This is a genomic window from Cellulomonas sp. (genome assembly GCF_035634735.1).
Taxonomy (GTDB): domain Bacteria; phylum Actinomycetota; class Actinomycetes; order Actinomycetales; family Cellulomonadaceae; genus Cellulomonas.
This window is the reverse complement of sequence record NZ_DASQCJ010000076.1, coordinates 1-18,366: the sequence shown is the minus strand read 5'-3', so window position 1 is coordinate 18,366 and position 18,366 is coordinate 1. Positions and strand designations below refer to the sequence as shown.

16 protein-coding genes are annotated in these 18,366 nt (G+C 77.4%); 6 read left to right on the top strand and 10 right to left on the bottom strand.

Annotation, left to right across the window (positions count from 1 at the left end; all coding sequences use genetic code 11):
- The first annotated feature begins 427 nt into the window (after positions 1-427).
- Both VER05_RS07030 and VER05_RS07025 read left to right on the top strand, forming a co-directional pair.
- Entirely contained in the window at positions 428-631 is a 204-nt protein-coding gene (locus tag VER05_RS07030) for a hypothetical protein (protein ID WP_324844669.1), read from the top strand.
- Positions 632-850: 219 nt separating this feature from the next.
- Positions 851-2,299: a DNA polymerase IV gene (locus VER05_RS07025; RefSeq protein ID WP_324844668.1), complete on the top strand. Its 1,449-nt coding sequence runs from the start codon at positions 851-853 to the stop codon at positions 2,297-2,299.
- A gap of 24 nt (positions 2,300-2,323) precedes the next feature.
- Here VER05_RS07025 and VER05_RS07020 read toward each other — a convergent pair whose 3' ends face one another.
- Both VER05_RS07020 and VER05_RS07015 read right to left on the bottom strand, forming a co-directional pair.
- Positions 2,324-4,081, bottom strand: a complete 1,758-nt coding sequence (locus VER05_RS07020) for a SulP family inorganic anion transporter (protein ID WP_324844667.1) — start codon at positions 4,079-4,081, stop codon at positions 2,324-2,326.
- Complete coding sequence (locus tag VER05_RS07015) at positions 4,078-6,000, bottom strand: alkyl/aryl-sulfatase (protein ID WP_324844666.1); 1,923 nt, start codon at positions 5,998-6,000, stop codon at positions 4,078-4,080. The genes VER05_RS07020 and VER05_RS07015 overlap by 4 nt, the downstream gene beginning before the upstream one ends.
- A gap of 364 nt (positions 6,001-6,364) precedes the next feature.
- On the opposite strand from VER05_RS07015, the gene VER05_RS07010 reads away from it, so the two are divergent.
- The 4 genes from VER05_RS07010 (at position 6,365) to VER05_RS06995 (ending at position 9,746) form a co-directional block, all read left to right on the top strand.
- The gene (locus VER05_RS07010; protein ID WP_324844665.1) at positions 6,365-6,901 is read left to right on the top strand and encodes a GAP family protein; all 537 of its coding nucleotides are present in this window, start codon (positions 6,365-6,367) and stop codon (positions 6,899-6,901) included.
- A gap of 37 nt (positions 6,902-6,938) precedes the next feature.
- Positions 6,939-7,376, top strand: a complete 438-nt coding sequence (locus VER05_RS07005; RefSeq protein WP_324844664.1) for a DUF6325 family protein — start codon at positions 6,939-6,941, stop codon at positions 7,374-7,376.
- A 59-nt stretch (positions 7,377-7,435) separates the two neighbouring features.
- On the top strand, positions 7,436-7,777 hold the full coding sequence (locus VER05_RS07000; RefSeq protein ID WP_324844663.1) for an SHOCT domain-containing protein: 342 nt from the start codon (positions 7,436-7,438) through the stop codon (positions 7,775-7,777).
- Positions 7,778-7,979: 202 nt separating this feature from the next.
- Positions 7,980-9,746, top strand: a complete 1,767-nt coding sequence (locus VER05_RS06995; RefSeq protein ID WP_324844662.1) for an HNH endonuclease signature motif containing protein — start codon at positions 7,980-7,982, stop codon at positions 9,744-9,746.
- 273 nt (positions 9,747-10,019) lie between these two features.
- On the opposite strand, the gene VER05_RS06990 is transcribed toward VER05_RS06995, so the two are convergent.
- The 8 genes from VER05_RS06990 to VER05_RS06955 all read right to left on the bottom strand — a co-directional run.
- On the bottom strand, positions 10,020-11,633 hold the full coding sequence (locus VER05_RS06990; protein WP_324844661.1) for an FAD-dependent monooxygenase: 1,614 nt from the start codon (positions 11,631-11,633) through the stop codon (positions 10,020-10,022).
- Positions 11,634-11,775: 142 nt separating this feature from the next.
- Positions 11,776-12,429 carry a maleylpyruvate isomerase family mycothiol-dependent enzyme gene (locus VER05_RS06985; protein ID WP_324844660.1) on the bottom strand — a complete coding sequence of 218 codons (654 nt, stop codon included), beginning with the start codon at positions 12,427-12,429 and terminating at the stop codon, positions 11,776-11,778.
- A 33-nt stretch (positions 12,430-12,462) separates the two neighbouring features.
- Positions 12,463-13,332 carry an anti-sigma factor gene (locus VER05_RS06980; protein ID WP_324844659.1) on the bottom strand — a complete coding sequence of 290 codons (870 nt, stop codon included), beginning with the start codon at positions 13,330-13,332 and terminating at the stop codon, positions 12,463-12,465.
- Positions 13,313-13,957, bottom strand: a complete 645-nt coding sequence (locus tag VER05_RS06975; protein ID WP_324844658.1) for an RNA polymerase sigma factor — start codon at positions 13,955-13,957, stop codon at positions 13,313-13,315. The genes VER05_RS06980 and VER05_RS06975 overlap by 20 nt, the downstream gene beginning before the upstream one ends.
- Positions 13,954-14,643 (bottom strand): class F sortase, encoded by a 690-nt coding sequence (locus VER05_RS06970; protein ID WP_324844657.1) that lies wholly within the window; start codon positions 14,641-14,643, stop codon positions 13,954-13,956. Before VER05_RS06970 ends, VER05_RS06975 begins: the two co-directional genes overlap by 4 nt.
- Before the next feature lie 124 nt (positions 14,644-14,767).
- Positions 14,768-15,613 carry a DUF4397 domain-containing protein gene (locus VER05_RS06965; protein WP_324844656.1) on the bottom strand — a complete coding sequence of 282 codons (846 nt, stop codon included), beginning with the start codon at positions 15,611-15,613 and terminating at the stop codon, positions 14,768-14,770.
- 165 nt (positions 15,614-15,778) lie between these two features.
- Entirely contained in the window at positions 15,779-17,116 is a 1,338-nt protein-coding gene (locus tag VER05_RS06960; protein WP_324844655.1) for a M20/M25/M40 family metallo-hydrolase, read from the bottom strand.
- On the bottom strand, positions 17,113-18,366 hold a 1,254-nt coding region (locus VER05_RS06955; protein WP_324844654.1), incomplete at its 5' end, for an ABC transporter ATP-binding protein. The genes VER05_RS06960 and VER05_RS06955, both read right to left, overlap by 4 nt.

Sequence of the window (18,366 nt, the reverse complement as noted above, 5' to 3'; positions counted from 1 at the left end):
GCGATCGCGGGGTCGGTGATCGCGATCGCGACGGTGCTCCACGACGACGAGGACGCGCTGATCGCTCGCATCGCTCGCTCGCCGAGCGCCCAGCAGGGCGGACACGGGGAGCGGACCACGTAGGTTCTCGCGCTTGGCGCGACGCGGCGGGCGGAGCGGCGCGTCTCGGGAGCGTGCGGCAGCATGGCCAGGACACGAGCCGCGCGCCCAGCGCGCCCCCCGCCTGGAGGCGGGCGCCCGGACGGGCCGAGTCCGGCCGCGCTGTCGCCCGCGAGACTGTCCGGGTGAACCGCGCTGGTTCGCCCGCGGGCAGCCTGGGGGCGTCAGTACGTTGCTGGTCGGCGAGATCCCGTTGCCACGGCCGAGGCGGAGCCGGCGGCGGCCTGCACGATGTCTCGTCAGCACGTCCTGGATCGGGGGTCTATCGATGATGGTGATCACGAGTTCCATCGCGCACGAGCGCGGGAGCGTCGTCGTCGAGCTCGAGTACGCCGAGGCACTCGCAATCGCCGGCGCGCTGCGGGAGTCGATCGCCGCAGTCAAGGAATGGGAGTACCACATTCGCACCGGAGTCGAGAAGGGTGAGGCGGAGCAACTCCTCCAGGAGTTCAGACGACTCCTCAAACCATGACCGCGAAGACGCGGCCAGGACGGCGACGGGCAACTGACGCTCTCTGGTCGCCACAGTGTCTCGACGGCCTACCTCTACGACACGAACCGTCCGAGCCGGACGCGAACGTGGCCCACTCCCCCGTCGCGTCGTCGAGCCGCATCTGCAACAAGATGTAGCTCGATGCTGACGTCCCGGGCCCACGCGGCGCGTGTCGGTGCCGTGCGGCAGCATGGCCCGGTGAGCAGCGAGGTGACGGCCCCGCGCCTGCGCACCGAGCCGAGCATCGCGCACCTGGACGCGGACGCGTTCTTCGCGTCGGTCGAGCAGGCGCAGCGCCCGTCGCTGCGCGGGCGCCCGGTGCTGGTGGGCGGGACCGGGCCGCGCGGGGTGGTCGCCGCCGCGTCCTACGAGGCCCGGGCGATGGGCGTGCGGTCGGCGATGTCGATGGCGAGCGCCCGGCGCGCCTGCCCGCAGGCGACGGTCGTGGTCCCCCGGTTCGACGCGTACTCCGCGTACTCGGAGCGGATCATGGCGGCCCTGCGGGAGCGGACCGACGCGGTCGAGCCGCTGAGCATCGACGAGGCGTTCGCCGACCTCGGCGCCGCCCGCCCCGGCGCCGACGGCTGGCCCGGCGTCGCCCGGGACCTGCGGGAGCGCGCGGTCGAGCTGGCCGGCGTGCCGGTGTCCGTCGGGATGGGCCGGTCCAAGCTCGTCGCCAAGCTCGCCTCCGCGGCGGCCAAGCCCGCGGGCGTCGTCGTGGTCGCGCCCGAGGACGAGGACGGCTTCCTGCTGCCGATGCCCGTGCGGTCGCTGTGGGGCGTCGGCCCGGTGTCGGCGGAGCGGCTGGAGAAGATCGGCGTGCGCACCGTCGAGGACCTGCGCGGACAGCCGCTCGACACCCTGACGATGGTGCTCGGCGAGGCCGCCGGCACGAACCTGTTCCGGGTCGCGCGCGGCTGGGACGACCGGCCGGTGGCCGAGACCCGCGAGCGGAAGTCCGCCGGCGCCGAGCACACGTTCGAGCGGGACCTGCACGGCCGGGCCGAGGTCGCGGCGCAGCTGCCCGCGGTCGCCGACCAGGCGTACGCGCGGCTGGAGCGGCACGGCGGCGCGGCGCGGACCGTGACGGTCAAGGTGCGGTTCGCCGGGTTCAGCACGGTGACGCGGGCGGTGTCGCTGCCGTCGCCGACCGCCGACCGGGCCGCGCTGCACGAGGCCGCGGCGCGGGCGCTCGACCTGGTGGAGCTCACCGAGCCGGTGCGGCTGCTCGGGGTCGCGTACAGCGGGCTGTCGGAGCACGCGCAGCTGATGCTGGACCTGGCGGGGCCGGTCGCCCTCGCCGGCGCGATCGACCTCGCCGGCGCGGGGTCGTCGACGGCCCCGGACGGCACCGGCGCCGACGACCCCGACGCGCTCCGCCCGGTCGCCCGGCGCCGCCGCGGCCGGCTCCGCCTCGAGGACGCCGCCCCCGGCCTCGACGTCCGGCACCCCGCGCACGGGCGGGGCTGGGTCGTGAAGGCCCGCGACGACGGCCGGGTGGCGGTCCGGTTCGAGACCGCCGCCACCGGGCCCGGCCGGCAGATCGTGCTGGACCCCGCGACGGAGGAGATCGAGCTGGTCGGCGCGCTCGGGCCGGACGGGGCGGAGCTGCCGGACGCGGGCGGGCCGGGCGAGGCCGCGCCCTGAGCCGGGCCACCGGGGAGCCGCGCGTCAGCCCGGTCCGGAGCCGTCCTCGGCCCGCCGCACCCACGCCACCGCCTCGTCGTACGCCGCGTCCAGCGCCTCGAGCAGCACCGGCGTCCCGGGCCGCACGTCCCCGGGGCCGAGCGCGGCGGTGAGCCCGGTCCGCTCGAACACCCCCGCGAGGACGTCGTCGGCCCCGACCACTACGAGCCGCGACCCCCTCGCCCGCAGCTGCCCGGCCCGGCGCAGGAGCGCCTTGACGATCGTCGACGACGGCACGTCGGGCATGGTCCGCACGTCGAGCAGGACGACCGAGCGCCGCGCCCCGGACAGGTCCGGCCAGGTCTCGTCGAGCCGGGCCATCTCGGCGAACAGGCTGACGCCCTCGTAGTGCAGCACCACCACCGAGCCCGGGGCGACGTCGGCGGGGACGTCGGCGGTCCGCCACCGCCCGGTGGCGTCGTCCCGCTCCAGCCGGACCAGCCGGGCCTGCCGCTGGGCGTTCACGCAGAACAGCACCAGCGAGATGATCGCCCCGAGGAAGATCGCGTACTGCAGGGCGAGCTGGGTGGTGCCGAGGAACGTCAGCACCATCCCCGCGGCCGGCAGCGCGCCGGTGCGCAGGACGAGCCGGATGTCCGGCACCCGGCCGACGATCAGCTCGCCGGCGATGACCACGACGAGACCGCCGATCACCGGCATCGGGATCCGCTCCGCCAGCGGGCCGGCCACGAGCACGAGGACCGCGAGGAACACCCCGGCGAAGATGCCGGCCCACCGGGTGCGCGCGCCCGCGCTGGTGGCGACGCCCGTGCGGGACAGCGAGCCGCCGGTCGGCAGCGCGCGGAAGAACCCGCCCGCGATGTTGGCGACGCCCTGCGCGGTGAAGTCGCCCGACAGGTTCGACCGGCTGCCGTCCGGGTTCGGCACGGCCGCCCCGATGCCGGCGGCCTGCGCCAGGGCCACCAGCGCGATGGCGACGGCCCCTGTGGCCAGCGCCGGGACCGCGGACACGTCGGGCAGCACCGGGAGCGGGAGCGCCCGCGGGATCGCGCCGATGTCGCCTGCCTCGCGCACGTCGACCCGCAGGACCGCGACACCCACGCTGACCACGAGCAGCGCGATGAGCACCGCGAACGCCCGCAGCCGCCGCACCGCGTGCGCGCCCCACCAGCACAGCACCGTCGCGGCGGCGACGGCGGTCGAGGCGAGGTCCCACTGCGGCAGGTGCACCAGCCCGTCGACGACCTTCGCGATCGTGTTGTGCCGGTCGGTCTCGTACCCGGTGGCGTCCCCGATCACCCCGGCGACGATCTGCAGCGCGATGCCGGTCGTGAACCCGGTCATCACCGCGTTCGACACGAAGCTCATCACCGAGCCCAGGCGCAGCACGCCGAGCAGCAGCATGACCACGCCCACCAGCACCGTCAGCGTGGCGAGGTTCGCCGGGTCGTCCGCGTCGAGGCCCGCGTCTGCCAGCACGCTGTGCGAGGTCAGGGCGATGGCGCTGGTGAGCGTCGTCGTCATGAGGACGGTGCGGGACAGCAGCGAGCCCACCGACGTCGGCACCATGCCGGAGTACAGGCCGACCAGCGGGTTGAACCCGCCGATCGACGCGTAGGCCATGCCCTCGGGGATCGAGAACAGCCCCGTGACGAAGCCCGACACGGCGTCCTGCCGGGTCGGCCGGCCGAGCCGCGGGCGGCGGCGGGGCCGGTCGGGCGGGTGGTCCGGCGGGTGGTCCGGCCGGTGGTCCGGCCGGTGGTCGGGCGGGTGGTGCGTCACGGCGTGACGACGGCGAAGTTCGGGTCGAAGGAGTCGATCAGCGAGCCGTAGGTCTCCAGGACGCCGCGGTCGCCGTCGAGGGCCAGGTGCCCGGCCCGCTCCAGCGCCTCGACGCTCCCCGGCGCGACCAGGGCGCCCGCGATCACGGGCTTGGGCCCGCGCAGGGTGAGCGGGCCGTCGGAAGCCCCCGGCCGCGCGTTCAGCACGCCGTTCGCGACCCGCACGGACCACGTCTGGTCCAGGTCGGTGAACGCGACGTCGAACCGCAGGTCGACCTCGGCCGCCTTCTCCCCGATGACGTGCACCGCGGCGAAGTCGAACAGGATGTCGACCGGCATCGCCGCGATGCTGTCCGGGCTCGCCGTCGCGAACCGCGCCGGGATGACGCCCTCGCGCAGCTCGCGGGCCGCGGTGAGGAAGATGCCCCGCCACTGCGGGCCCTCGGCCTGGTAGCCCAGCTGCTCGTACGCGTCCGCCTGCAGCTCGCGCGCCCCGCGGTGGTCGGGCTCGCCGAACACCACCGGGTGGAGCACCTCGACCGCCCAGCGGTAGTCGCCCGCCTCGAACGCGCGCCGGCCCTCCGCGACGAGCGCGTCCGCGCCGAACGCCGCGACCCAGCGGCGCGCCGACTCGACCGGCGGGTGCGGGTGCAGCGACACCGGGTCGCCGTCCCACATGCCCAGCTCCTTGGTGAACACCGCGCGCACGTCGTGGTGCACCGTGCCGTGGTACCCGCGGTTGGACCAGCGCCGCCCGAGCGCGTCCGGCAGCGCGATCACCTCGGCCGCCTCCAGCGGGGTGTACCCCTTGTTCGCGAGCCGCAGCGCCTGGTCGTGCAGGTACTTGTAGGTGTCCCGCTGCGACTCGAGGAAGTCGACCACGGCCGCGTTGCCCCACACGGGCCAGGTGTGCGGCCCGAAGTGCACCTCGACCTCGTCGCCCCAACGCACCAGCGTCTCGTCCAGGTAGCGCGCGAAGTTCCGGGCGTCCCGGGTGCGCGCCCCGCGCAGGGTCTGGATGTTGTGCAGCGAGTGGTTCGCGTTCTCCGCGCAGGTCAGCGCCTTCAGCTCCGGGATCCAGATGTGCATCTCCTCCGGCGCCTCGGTGTCCGGCGCGTACAGGAACTCGAAGGTCAGCCCGGCGATCCGGCGGCTCTGGCCCGTCTCGGTGATCGGGTCGGTCGGCGACAGGTAGGACACCGTCGCGCCGGCCGACGTCGCGATGCCGATGCCCGCGCTCACCGCCTCGCGCGGCCCGTGGTCCAGCAGGCTGTTGAACGCGTACAGCCCGCGGCGGGACATCGCGTTGCCGGCGATCACGTTCTCCCCGATCGCGTACTTGTCGAACGAGGCGATCGTCCCCGGCGCGATGATCGGGACCTTCCCGGACGCGACGTCCGCCGGGTCGACCAAGCCCTTCACCCCGCCGTAGTGGTCGACGTGCGTGTGGGTGTAGATGATCGCGACCACCGGCTTGTCGGTGACGTGCTCGCGGAGCAGCGCGAGCGCCTGCCGGGACGCCTCCACCGCCGCCGCGCAGTCGATCACGATCACGCCGTCGTCCCCGACGACGAACGTGACCCCCGCGATGTCGGTGTTCCGCACCTGGTAGATCCCGTCGACCACCCGGAACAGGCCGGCGCGGGTGATGAGCCGGGACTGCCGCCAGAGGCTCGCGTCGACGGTGTCGGGCTCGCGGAGGTCGCCGGCGCCGTCGCCGGTGCCGTCGAGGAAGGCGAACTCCGCCAGGTCGAGCGTCGGCTGCCCGGCGTCGTTCAGCACCCGGCCGTCGGGGATGTCCGCGATCTTGCCGCGGACCGCGTCCTCGAAGTCCCCGCGGTCGTCCAGGGCGTACCGGTCGCGCGCGGCGCGGAGCACCTCCCGCGTCGCCGGGGTGGCGTCCTCCGGCTGGTACGTCATGGCGGGTCCTCCGGGTTGGGCGCGGCGCGCGGGTCGTCGGGGTCGGTCCGAGCGTCACCGGCGCGGGTCGCCGCCGTCGTCGTCCGGGACGGGTGAACGCCGGGCGGCGCGGGCCGGGTCGTCGGCGGGTCATCCCCGCGGGGTGACGATCGCGGTCGGGGCCGTCCCGCAGGCTGGAGCGCGTCGGCCCCGGACCGCCGACCCCACCGCCGCACCGAGGAGGTCCCCGTGGGCGAGGCCGTCGGCCAGTCGCTGCCCGTCGCCGTCGGCGTGCTGATCAGCCCGATGCCGATCGTGGCCGTCGTGCTGATGCTGCTGACGCCGCGGGCCCGGTCGAACGCCTCGGGCGTTCCTGCTCGGCTGGGTGGTCGGCATCGCGGCGGTCGGCGCCGTGCTGGTGCTCGTGGCCGGCGCGGCGGGTGCGGCGGGCGACGGCACGCCCCCGACGTGGGCGAGCGTGCTCAAGATCGTGCTGGGCCTGCTGCTGGTGCTCCTCGCCGTCCGGAGCTGGCGGACCCGGCCCCGCGGCGGGGCGGAGCCGCCGACGCCGGGGTGGATGCGCGCGGTCGACGGGTTCACGCCGGCCCGGGCGTTCGGGCTGGCGATGCTCCTCGGCGTGGTGAACCCCAAGAACCTGCTGCTGGTCGTCTCGGGTGCGGCGGCGATCGCCGCGGCCACCACCTCGACCGGCGCGCGGCTCGGCGCGCTCGCGGTGTTCGTCGTCGTCGCGTCCCTGGGCGTGGCAGCCCCGCTCGTCGTGTACCTGGCCGGCGGCCCGCGGGCCGGCGCCGTGCTGGACGAGTTGAAGACCTGGATGGTGCAGCACAACGCGGCGATCATGGCGGTCCTGCTGCTCGTGATCGGCGCCAAGATGCTCGGCGACGGGATCGCCGCCCTCTGAGGCGGCGGCCGGCCGGGCCCGACGGTGGGAGGCAGTGATGGGTGGTCCGAGCGGGACGGGACCGGGCTTCGGCCCGGTCGAGCTGATCGCGCTGGCGTTCCCCGGGGCCGACGTCCCGGCGCCGGTGCTGGCGGAGGTCGTGGCCCTCGCCGGATCCGACAGGGTGCGGGTGGTCGACGTGGTGCTGGTCCGGCCCGACGAGGACGGGCTCGAGATCGTCGAGGTCGCCGACCTGGACGGCCCCGCGGCCGACGGGCTCGCCGACCTCGCGGACCTCGTCGGCCGCGGGCTCGCCGGCGAGCACGACCTCGGCCTCGTCGCCGAGTCCCTGCCCCCGGGCGCGAGCGCGCTGGTGCTCGTCGTCGAGCACCTCTGGGCCGCCGCGCTGGCCGGGGCAGCCCGGGAGGCCGGCGCCGTCGTCGCGCTCACCGAGCTCGTGCCCGCCGAGGTGGTCAACGCCCTCGCGGCGACCTGACCCGCTGGCCCGCCGACCCGCCGACCCGTCGACCCCCGCCGAGACCTGGAGGAACCGCCGTGCCCCTGCTCATGCCCCGCTTCGGCCGTCCCGGACTGATCGGGACCGCCGCCCGCACCGCCGTCATCGCCGGCACCGCCAGCGCGACCGCCGGCGCCGTCCGCCGCCACCAGTACACCCGCGCCGAGCAGTCGTTCGAGCAGCAGCAGCTCGCCGAGGCGGAGCACCAGCGGCGCCTCGAGGACGCGGCCCGCGACGCCGCCCGGCAGGCGGGACCGCCCCCGGAGCCGGCCGACGACGGGGGGCTCGTCGAGCAGCTCCAGCGCCTGGCCCGGCTGCACGATGCCCACGTCCTGGACGACGACGAGTTCGCCGCGGCCAAGGCGAAGCTGCTCGCGTGAGGCCGCCCCGGTGCCCGTGACCCGGAGCGCGACGCGGCCCCGCAGCCCCGCAGCGGGGCGGCGGGTGCTGCTCGCCGGGTGGGCGCTCGTGCTCGCCGTCGTGCGGGTGCCGAGCCCTCCACAGGCGCGGTGGTCGTGCTCCGTCCCCAGGGGGTCGGTCGGGGGCCGGGGGCGTGTGGGTGGCCGTCGATAGTGTTGCTTCATGGCACCTGACCTGCAGGAACACCCGGACGGCGACGTGGTCGCCGCCCCGGTGCTGCCGGTCTACGGGCCCGACGGGACCTGCCTGACCGACTACGGCCCGGACCCGGTGGTGGCGGCAGGTCGGGCGCCTCGTACGTCGGAGCAACGGCAGGTGGAGGCGATCGCGTCCTGCCCGCCGGGGCCCGTCCTGGACGCCTGGCTGCGGGACCTGGACACCTCGGTGCTGTCGCCGATGATCGCGCTCGAGGCGATCGCCGCGCAGGACCGGCTCGAGAGCCACCACCACGCGCGCAAGCTCGCCCTGGTCGCCGAGCTCGCCGGCCGCGAGGAGATGCGCCCCGACTGGTCCCCGCTGGCCGGTGCACCGCCGACGCAACGGTGCGTGGCCGCCGACGAGCTGCGCGCGCGGCTCGGGTGGTCGCAGATGACCGCCACCAAGACCGTGCACCGGGCGCTGTTCCTGGACGGGATGCTCGCCGCCACCTGCGAGGCGCTGGAGACCGGGCACGTCGACGCGGCGAAGGCCGATGTGCTGGCCACGCTGCTGCGGGACCTGCCGTACCAGGCGGCGCACGCCGTGGAGGACGCGGTGCTGCCCGAGGCGGCGCAGTGCTCGGTCAGCCAGTTCCGGCAGCGGGTCGAGCGGGAGGTCCGCCTCGCCGATCCCGACGGCGAGGCGCGACGGCACCAGCGCGAGCGACGCACCCGGCGCGTGTCCCGTCCGCGGGCCCGGGCGCACGGCATGGCCTCGATGTGGCTGGTGCTGGCCGCCGAGGACGCCGCCCGCGTGGACGGGGTGCTGCACCACGCCGCTCGCGCCGCCAAGGCGCTGGGCGACGACCGGACCCTGGACCAGCTGCGCGCCGACGGGCTGCGGGACCTCGTCGTGGGCGACGTCCCGGAGTCGGACGGGCCGGCGTTCGAGGTCCGGTTGACCGAGCCCGACCCGGCGCTACCTCAGCCGCGTCCGCCGACGGACGGCCCCTGGGTGTCCGACCGGGACGGGCCCGTGCTCCCGCGACCGGCGGAGCCGATCCCCACCGCCACGCTCGTCCCGGTGGACGGCGCCGCGGAGCACGCCGCTGCGGACCCCGGCAGCGGGCTGTCGCGGGTGCCCCTCCCGGGCTCCGCCCCCGTCGCGGTGGCCGGTGCGGCGCCGCCCGCCCCCGGAGCGGTGGCCGCGTCCGCCGACCAGCGTGTTCGCGATCGCTGCACCGGCCGCCCCGGGGCAGAGGTCCGCATCACCATCAGCGCCTCCACCCTCCTGGGCCTGGACGACGCCCCGGCCGACCTCGACGGGCACGGCCCGATCGACGCGGTCTGCGCCCGGGCCCTTGCCGCCGGCGGGGTCTGGCGGCGGGTCGTCACCGACCCGATGACCGATCGGGTCCTGGACGTCGGCCGCGTGCGGTACCGGCCTCCGGTCGCGCTGGACGAGCTCGTCCGCACCCGCGACGGGACCTGCGCGTTCCCCGGCTGCACCGTGCCCGCCTGCCGGTGCGACCTCGACCACACCGTCGAGTACCGTCCCCAGCCCGGCGCCGACCCCGACGAGCCCCCGGGCCGCACGGACGCGGACAACCTGGGTCCGGTCTGCCACCGGCACCACCGGCTGAAGACCGACGGCGGGTTCCGGCTGCGGCAGCTCGAGCCCGGCCTGTTCGAGTGGATCACCCCCACCGGCCACCGCTACCTCACCCGGCCGGGCACCGGGCAGTCCCACGACGCCACCGCCGACCCGTACGACGCGCCACCACCGTTCTGACCCCGGGCGGCAGCACCGTGGAGGACGCCCCGCAGCACCGCGGCGAGCCCCGGCAGCACTCCGTCCTCGCAGGTGTGGGTAGGCGGTGCCGGCATCGGAACATGCGGATCAGGCATCAGGTGACGGTGTTCGACACGGCGGACCTGGCGACGGAGAGCACGTTCTGGGCCGGGGTCCTCGACGGGAGGGTCGAGCCCGAGGACGACTGGCACATGCTCGACGTCGACGGGTAGCCGCGGGAGGGTTCCAGCCGGCCGACGACCCAGACGCCGCCTAGGCCCCGCCGACCCCCACGAGGTGCTCGCGCTCCGCGAGGTGCCGGGCGACCTCGGCCGGGTCGGTGCGGGCCGACAGGTAGCCCAGGTAGCCGTCGGGGCGGATCAGCGCGGCGCCGTCGTGGCCGATCCCGAACCGGTCGGCGACGACGCCGCCGGGGTCGACCAGCACCGGGCCGTCGGCGGACGCGTCGGACCCCGCCACCACCGCCGGCCGCACCGGGACCACCGTGCCGAGGCCGCCGAGCACCCGGCGCAGCCGCTCGTGCGACGTCCGGGACAGGCAGGTCGTCAGCAGCAGGTGCCCGGGGCGGCGCAGCAGGTCGCCGACCCGCGCGGGCGCTCCCGCGGCGTCCGAGAGCCCGGCCGGGTCGGGCGCGTGGTCGCCCGGGCAGGCGCCGCGCACGCCGTCCCCGCCGCCCACCGCCGGGCTCCCCCGGTACCGCAGCCGCACCTCGGCCAGGCTCGCCGCGACCGCCTCGCCGACCGCGGGCAGGTGCCCGAGCAGCAGCAGGCCGACGTCGCGCAGGTGCGCGCGGGGGCCCGGTGTGGCCATCGCCCGCGTGAGCCGGGTGGTCTGCCGGACGACGGCGGCCCCGACCGGGTGCCGCTCCGCGTGGTAGCTGTCGAGCAGCGCGTCCCCGGCGCGCCCGGTGCTGACCAGCGCGAGCTTCCACGCGAGGTTGACCGCGTCCTGCATGCCGGTGTTCATGCCCTGGCCGCCGGCGGGGCTGTGCACGTGCGCCGCGTCGCCGGCCAGCAGCACCCGCCCGCGGCGGTACTGCTGCACCTGCCCGTGGTGCACCTCGAACCCCACGAGCCACCGCGGGTCGCTGAGCCGCCAGTGCTCCCCCATCCGCTCGTCGACGAGCCGCTGCACCTCCGCGAGCGTCGGCGACCCCGGCGGACCGGGTGCGGCGACCTGCACCAGGAACCGGGTCCGCCCGTCCGGCATCGGGAACGCCCCGGAGACGCCGTCGGCGCTCGCGAACAGCCGGATCGTGTCCGAGGCGAGGGTGGTCGCGGCGGCGACGTCGGCGAACAGGAAGTGCTCGCCGTGGAAGACGCCCTCGATCCGCTCGCCGACCGCCGCGCGGACCCGGCTGTGCCCGCCGTCGGCGCCGACGACCCAGCCGACGCGCGCCCGCTCGGGCCCGGCGGCGGACTCGAGCGTGACGTCGACGCCGCCGTCGTCCTGGGCCAGGTCGGTGAGGCGCACCCCGCGCTCGACGACGACGCCCAGCCGCGCGGCCAGGTCCGCGAGCACCGCCTCGGTCACCGGCTGCGGGGTGTCGAGCGCACGCGGGTACCGGGAGTCGATGCCGCGGGTGGACGCGCGCAGGCGCAGGGTGCCCGCCGCGCCGGAGCGCACCTCGACGGCGGTGATCTCGACCGCCCGGCCGGCGAGCTCGTCCAGGACGCCCATCGCCGCGAGGTGCTCCTGGGTGCGGGCGTGCACGATGACGGCGCGCGACTGCGCCGTGGGCTCCGGCAGCGCGTCGACCACCCGGACCCGGGCGCCCTGGCGGGCGAGCTCGCAGGCGGCGGTCAGACCGACCGGGCCCGCGCCGACGACGAGCACCGTCGACGACCCGCCCCTGCCGCCGGCCATCGCGCTCCCCCGTCCGGTCGCCCTCGCCGTCCCCGGGCCTGACGCCCGCCGCGTGCCCGCGCCCGCGCCCCACCGTGTCCGCGCGCGCCGCCGCGCGGCCTCACCCGCCGCGGATGACCCGGCCCGGGCAGTCCCGGGGCCGTCAGCCCGGCTGCCGGCGGGCCACCGCGGCCGCCAGTACCGGCGCGCCCTCGCCGGCGAGCCGCGCGACCGCCGACGGGCGGCCGGCCATCGCCATGACCAGGTCGAGCGTCGTGCCGGTGACCTCGGGGCCGTCGCCGCTGCGGAACCCGCCGTCGTCGGCGACGAGCCGGACGCCCTTGGCGACGGTGCGGGACGCCACGGCGAAGTCCCGCCGCGCGTAGCCCGCCGCGACGGCCTCGACGGCGTCCGGGGCAGGCGAGCCGGGCAGCCCCAGCGGCTCGCGGACGTCGGTGCCGTGCACGACGACCTCGCCGAGCCACGCCCACAGGTCGCCGGTCGGCGCCGCCCGCGCGTCGACGACCGCCCGGAAACCGGCGAGCGTGTCCGCCGGCGCCGGGCCGCGGTGCTCCGCCAGCCGCCGCGCGTTGTGCCGGTCGGCGTCGAACCGCGCGGCCGCGATGCTGCGCAGCCACGCCCAGCGCCCGGTGCTCGCCCCGGCGGTGAGGTGGGCGACGACGTCCTCGACCGACCAGTCGCCGCACAGCGTCGGCGCCGACCACGCCTCCGGGGGCAGCGCCGCCAGCTCCGCGGCGAACCGCGCCCGCTCCTCCCGGATCGCCGACCAGTACCGCTCGGGTGCCCAGGGGGCCATCGCGTCGCTCCTCGTCCTCGGTGCCCCGGCCGGTCAGGCGGGGAGGGCGAGCTCGCCCCGCACGATGCTGTCACCCGAGTGGGCCGGGTCGCCGTCGAACGGCTCGGCGGACACGTCGACGACCGGGAACTCGGCGAGGTCGAGGTCCGCCGGGAGCGCGAACCGGCCCTCGTCGCCGTCGAGCAGGCCGAGCGAGACGAGGCGGGTCGCGCCGGCGTCCAGCAGCCACACCTCGCGGAAGCCGTCCGCGTCGGCGTCGGTCACGCGGACCACCAGGGTCCGGCGGCCGGCGGCGTCCTCCTCGACCTGCGCGTCGCCCGAGGCGGACCACCCCGGGAGCGCCTCGAGGCGGACCTCGGCGACGACCGTCTCGGCGTCGGGGCGCAGCGCGGCGGACACCGCCAGGCCGCCCGCGACGCTGCCGACCACCAGCCCGGCGGCCGCGGCGGCGAGCCAGGGCCCGCGGCGACGGCGGCGCGCGGCGGTGGACGCGGGGCCGGGGCCGGGAGCGGACGCGCCGAGCCCGGCCGCACCGTCCGGCGCCGCACCGTCCGAGCCCGCACCGTCCGGCGCGGCGCTGCCGAGGCCCGCGCCGCTCGGGCCCGCGCCGTCCGAGCGCGCATCGTCCCGCGCCGCGTCGCCCAGCCCCACACCGCCCGGCCCCACCCCGCCCGGCGCCACCCCGTCCGCCAGGCCGAGCTCGTCGTGCACGCGCGCCCACACCGCGTCCGGCGGCGGGACCAGCCCGGCGCCGTCGCCGGCGCGCGCCACCGCCGCCGCGGCGGCGAGCGACGCCACCTCGCGGGCGCAGTCGGCGCACGCCACGAGGTGCGCCCGCGGCGCCGCGTCGAGCGGCTCGCCGAGCGCGGCCAGCGCGACGGCGTCAGGGTCGAGGTGCGGCACCGTCCACCTCCAACCGGTCGCGCAGCCGTTGCAGGCTACGACGGATGTGGCTCTTCACCGTGCCGAGCGGCAGGCCGAGCCGTCGGGCGATCTGGTCGTGCGTGAGGTCGTCGTAGAACGCGAGCGCGAGGATCGTGCGCTGGGGCTCGCCGAGCCGGTGCAGCTCGTCGACGACGACCACGTGGTCCGCCACCCGGGCGGCCTCCGGCTCGGGGTCCCGCCCGGCCCGGGCCGCCACGGCCCGCAGGTCCCGGGCGTCGCGGCTTCGCCGGGCGAGCGCGTCGGCGACGGCGTTCCGGGTGATGCCGGTGAGCCAGGCGCGCAGCGGGCCGCGGTCGGAGCGGTAGCCGGAGCGCCCGCGCCACGCCGCGACGAACACCTGCTGGGTGACGTCCTCGGCGTCGGCCCCCGAGCCCAGCGCCCGCAAAGCCACCGTGTGCACGAAGGCCGACCAGCGCCGGTACGCCTCCGCGAGCGCCTGCTCGTCCCCCGCCTCGAACGCGCGCGCCAGGGCGTCGTCGTCCCACTCGGGCGGCGGGCGCAGGTGCGCGACGGGGCTGGACAGGGCGCGCCTCCTCGCGGGCCGGGTCCCGCCGCGGGGTGCGGGGGTCGCGGAGGCCATCATGCGCCGACCGGGGTGGCCGTGACCAGGACGTTGTCGACGTAGTGCCGCGTGTCCCGGTCGAACTCGCCGCCGCACGTGACCAGCGCGAGCCGCGGCGGACCGTCCCGGGTGAACACGTCCGGCCAGCGCGCCTCGTCCTTGGGGAACCGGGTGACCTCGGCCACGACGTAGGTCCGGGCGCTGCCGTCCGCGAGGGCGACCTCGACCGCGTCGCCGGGCCGGACGTCGACCAGGTGCACGAACGGGCCGGTCCCGCCGGACGCGACCGAGTCGACGTGCGCGGCGACGACGGTGGTGCCGGCGGGGTCGCCCGGGTCGGCGCCGAACCGGTACCAGCCGCCGCGCTCGGCGAGCGGCGGGATCTCCATCTGCCCGTCGGACGCGACGCCGACCGGGTCGACGGGGACGTCCACGTCCCGGCCCGGGATCACGACGCGCACCGGGGCGGTCGGGGACGGGGCCGCGACGGGCGGCGGCGTGGCGGGGGCGAGCGGCACGGCGGGGGCGGTCGCGGGCGGGCCGGTGGGCGACGGCGGGGTGGCCGGCGACGGCGCGGCGGTGGCCGACGGCGTCGCCGGGGACGTCACCACCTCCACCGCGGGCTGCCGCTCCGACCCCGCGAACGCCCCCGCCACCCCCGCCGCCGCCAGCCCCAGCACGACGACGACGAGGAGGGCCCCGGCCACGCCACGGGGGCTGCGGCGTGGCCGGGGGTCGGGGTCGGTGGGTGGCACGGTGCCTCCGGGTCGGGGCGACGGTGGTGGACCGGGGCGTGGGCGGCGGGGACGACGCACCCGCGCCCCGGTCGTCTCAGCGGCGGTCGCGCGCGGTCGCGCGGGCCCGGCGCACCGGCCGGACCGCGCCGACGACCGCGACGAGCGCCAGCAGCGTGGCCGCCGCGACCCACGGCGCCGCGGACCCCTGCTCGGCCGCGGTGCCGAGCTCGCCGGACGGCACGCCGCCCGGGGCGGAGTGCAGCCCGTCGATGGTCTGCACCGCGAGCGCCAGGTTGCCCGCGTCGAGCGAGCCCCAGGCGTACACGATCGTGTCGGCGCCCTCGGCGATCGTGAGGTCGGTCGGGCCGAGCACCGGCGTGGTGGTGCCGGTGGCGGCGACCGCCGCGGACACGGTCCCGGCCGGCACGGTGAGCGACTGCTCGTCGGGGTTGGCCAGGTTGGTCACGACCGGGCTGCCGCCGGCGAGCACGTCGACCGCCGGCGCGGCCGCCACGTGCCGGACGGTGAGGCGACCCTGCCCCGCCGGCACCGCGGAGGTGTCGTTGGTGAACAGCGTCGCGGTCGGGTCGCCGGTGGCGGTGAGGTGCGCGACCGCGGTGTAGCTGCCGCCCGCCTCCAGCGTCACGTCGACCGGGCCGATCGCGGGCTGGCTGTCGTCGGCGGCGTCGGCGGCGGTGATCGCGAGCGTGTGCGCGCCGGCCGGCACGTCCAGTGGACCGGCGAGCGTGCCGGGCGTGAAGTCGTCGAGGGTGCGGGTGCCGTCGACGTACACGTCGACGGTGAGGTCGGGGACGCCGTGCAGGACGGCGAGCGAGGCCGTCCCGCCGGTGGCGGCGGTGGCGGGCAGCGCGGCGGCGGCCACCAGCAGCGCCGAGCCGATGCCGGCGGCGGCGAGGGTGACGGACGGACGATGACGCATGGGGTGCTCCTCGTTCCTGGCCCCACGACCGGGGCGGGGACGTGCTGACATCCCCTCTACGCCCCGCGCGCCCCGCCCGGATGCACCAGATGTCCGGAAATGTCCGCGCGGTCATCCGAGCGGGTCCCGGGCACCCGGCGGCGGCGCCCCGCCCCCGCCCCGCACCTACCGCAGGAAGCCCGTGACCACGTCGTGCAGCGCCGCCGTCGTGAGCTCCAGGCTCGCGACGTCCACCCGCTCGTCGTTGCCGTGGAACAGGCCGCGCCAGGTGCCCGCGTCCCACGTCGGCGAGAGCAGGCCGAACCCGTACGCCGGGATCCCGCGCCGCCGGTAGAACCGGCCGTCGGTGCCGCCGGTGCCCAGCGTCGGCAGCACCGGGGCCCCGCCCGCGCGGTCGCCGACCGCCTTCTCGATCACCCGGTACAGCTCGGTGTCCGTCGGCGACAGCGACGGCTCGCCCCACCGGTCACCCTCGACGACCACGTGCGGTGCGAGGTCGCCCACCGCCTCCGCCAGCAGCGCGTCCACGTCGGCGGGCCGCGCGCCCGGCAGCACCCGGATGTCGAGCGTGATCTCGGCGTGCCCGGGGATGACGTTCGGCTTGCTCCCGGCGTGCAGCACCGTGGGCGCGACCGTGGTGTGCGTGGTCGCGTGCGCCACCGGGGCGATCGCGCCGAGCAGCGGCAGCACCTCGTCCAGCCGGTCCGGGTCGAGGGCCGCCGCGCGGACGTCGGCCGGCAGGTCGAGCGCCTCGACGTACCGGCGCCACAGGTCGCCGATCACGACCGGCCCGCGCAGCGCGGCGATCCGCCGCACCGCCTCGGCGGCGAGCACGATCGCGTTCCGGCTGCCCCACGGGCCCGAGCCGTGGCCGGGGGTGCCGACGACCCGCAGCCGCCGGGCCGCGCCGCCCTTCTCCCCCACCGCCAGCGTGCGGTGCGCGCCGACCGGGACGCCGCCCGACTCGGTGAGCACGTGGTCGGCGTGCACCAGGTCCCAGCGGTGCGTGGTCAGCCAGTCGACGCCCCACACGCTGCCGTGCTCCTCGTCGGCGACGGCGGCGAGCAGCAGGTCGCCCGACAGCGGGACGCCCGCGGCCGCGACCGCGCGGGTGACCACCGCGTAGGCGGCCGTCAGCCCGAGCATGTCGATCGCGCCGCGCCCCCACACCCAGCCGTCGACCAGCTCGCCGCCGAACGGGTCCCGGGTCCAGCCCTCCGGCTCGACGGGGACGACATCGGTGTGGCCGACCAGGCCGAGCGACGGGGCGCCGGGGACGCGGCCCTCGACCCGGGTGACCAGGGACGCGCGGCCGGGCTGCGGCTCGACGATCTCGAGGTCCAGGCCGGCGCCGTCCAGGTAGTCGGCGATCGTCCGGGCGTTGCGGATCTCCTGGCCCGACTCGACGGTGCCCTCGTTGACGCACGCGTTCCGGATGAGCGCCTGCAGCAGCTCGGTGGTCTCGCCGGCCAGGCGGGCGGCGTCGGGCAGGGTCGTGGTCACCGGGTCTCCTGGGGGGTGGGGCGGGCAGCGGTCCGCACGCGGCGGCCCGGGATCGCCGCGATCAGCTCGCGCGTGTAGGCCTCCCGCGGATCGAGCAAGATCGCCTCGGCGGTGCCCTGCTCCACGAGCCGGCCGTCGCGCAGCACGCCCACGTGGTCGGCGACCTGCCGGACCACCGCGAGGTCGTGCGAGATGAACAGGTAGGTCAGCCCGTGCTCGGCCTGGAGCCGGACCAGCAGGTCGAGGATCTGCGCCTGCACGGACACGTCGAGCGCGGACACCGGCTCGTCGAGGACGACCAGGTCCGGCCGCAGGGCGAGCGCCCGGGCGATCGCCACCCGCTGCCGCTGCCCGCCGGAGAGCTCGCGCGGGCTGCGCCGGGCCGCGTCCGCGGGCAGCGCGACGTCGGCCAGCAGCTCGCGCACCCGCTCGGCGCGCTCCGCCCGGGTGCCGACGCCGTACGCGCGCAGCGGCTCGGCGATCACCTCGGCGACCGTGAACCGCGGGTCGAGCGAGGCGTACGGGCTCTGGTAGACGACCTGGAACCCGCGGCGCAGCCGGCGCAGGGCCTCGCCGCGCGCGCCGGTGACGTCCTCGCCGCGGAACCGCACCCGCCCCGCGGTGGGGCGCTCCAGGTGCAGGGCGAGCCGGGCGGTCGTGCTCTTGCCGGAGCCCGACTCGCCGACCAGGGCGTACGTGGTCCCGCGCTCGACGCGCAGGCTCACGCCGTCGACGGCGACCAGCGAGCGGCCGGCCGCGCCCGCGACGCCGCGCGGGAGCGTGAACTCCTTGCGCACGCCGACCAGCTCCAGCACCGGCGCCACCTCGGCGGCCGGCGACGCGGCGGCCGGCGCTGCGGTGGCGGGCGCGGCGGTGGCCGGCGCTGCGGTGGCGGGCGCGGCGGTGGCCGGCGCGGCGGCGGTGGCGGACACGGCGGTGGCCGGCGCCGCTCCCGGCTGCTCGCGGCCCGACGTCCCCGCCGCCCCCAGCCGCCCGCTCGCGAGGCTCGGCGCCGCCGCGATCAGCTGCCGCGTGTACGGGTGCCGCGGCGCCCCCAGCACCTCGTCCGCGGTGCCCTCCTCGACCACGACCCCGCTCTCCAGCACCACGATCCGGTCGGCGCGGTCCGCGGCGACCCCGAGGTCGTGGGTGATCAGCAGCAGCGCCGTCCCGCGGTCGCGGACCAGTGTCTCCAGGTGGTCGAGGATCCGCCGCTGCACGGTGACGTCGAGGGCGCTGGTCGGCTCGTC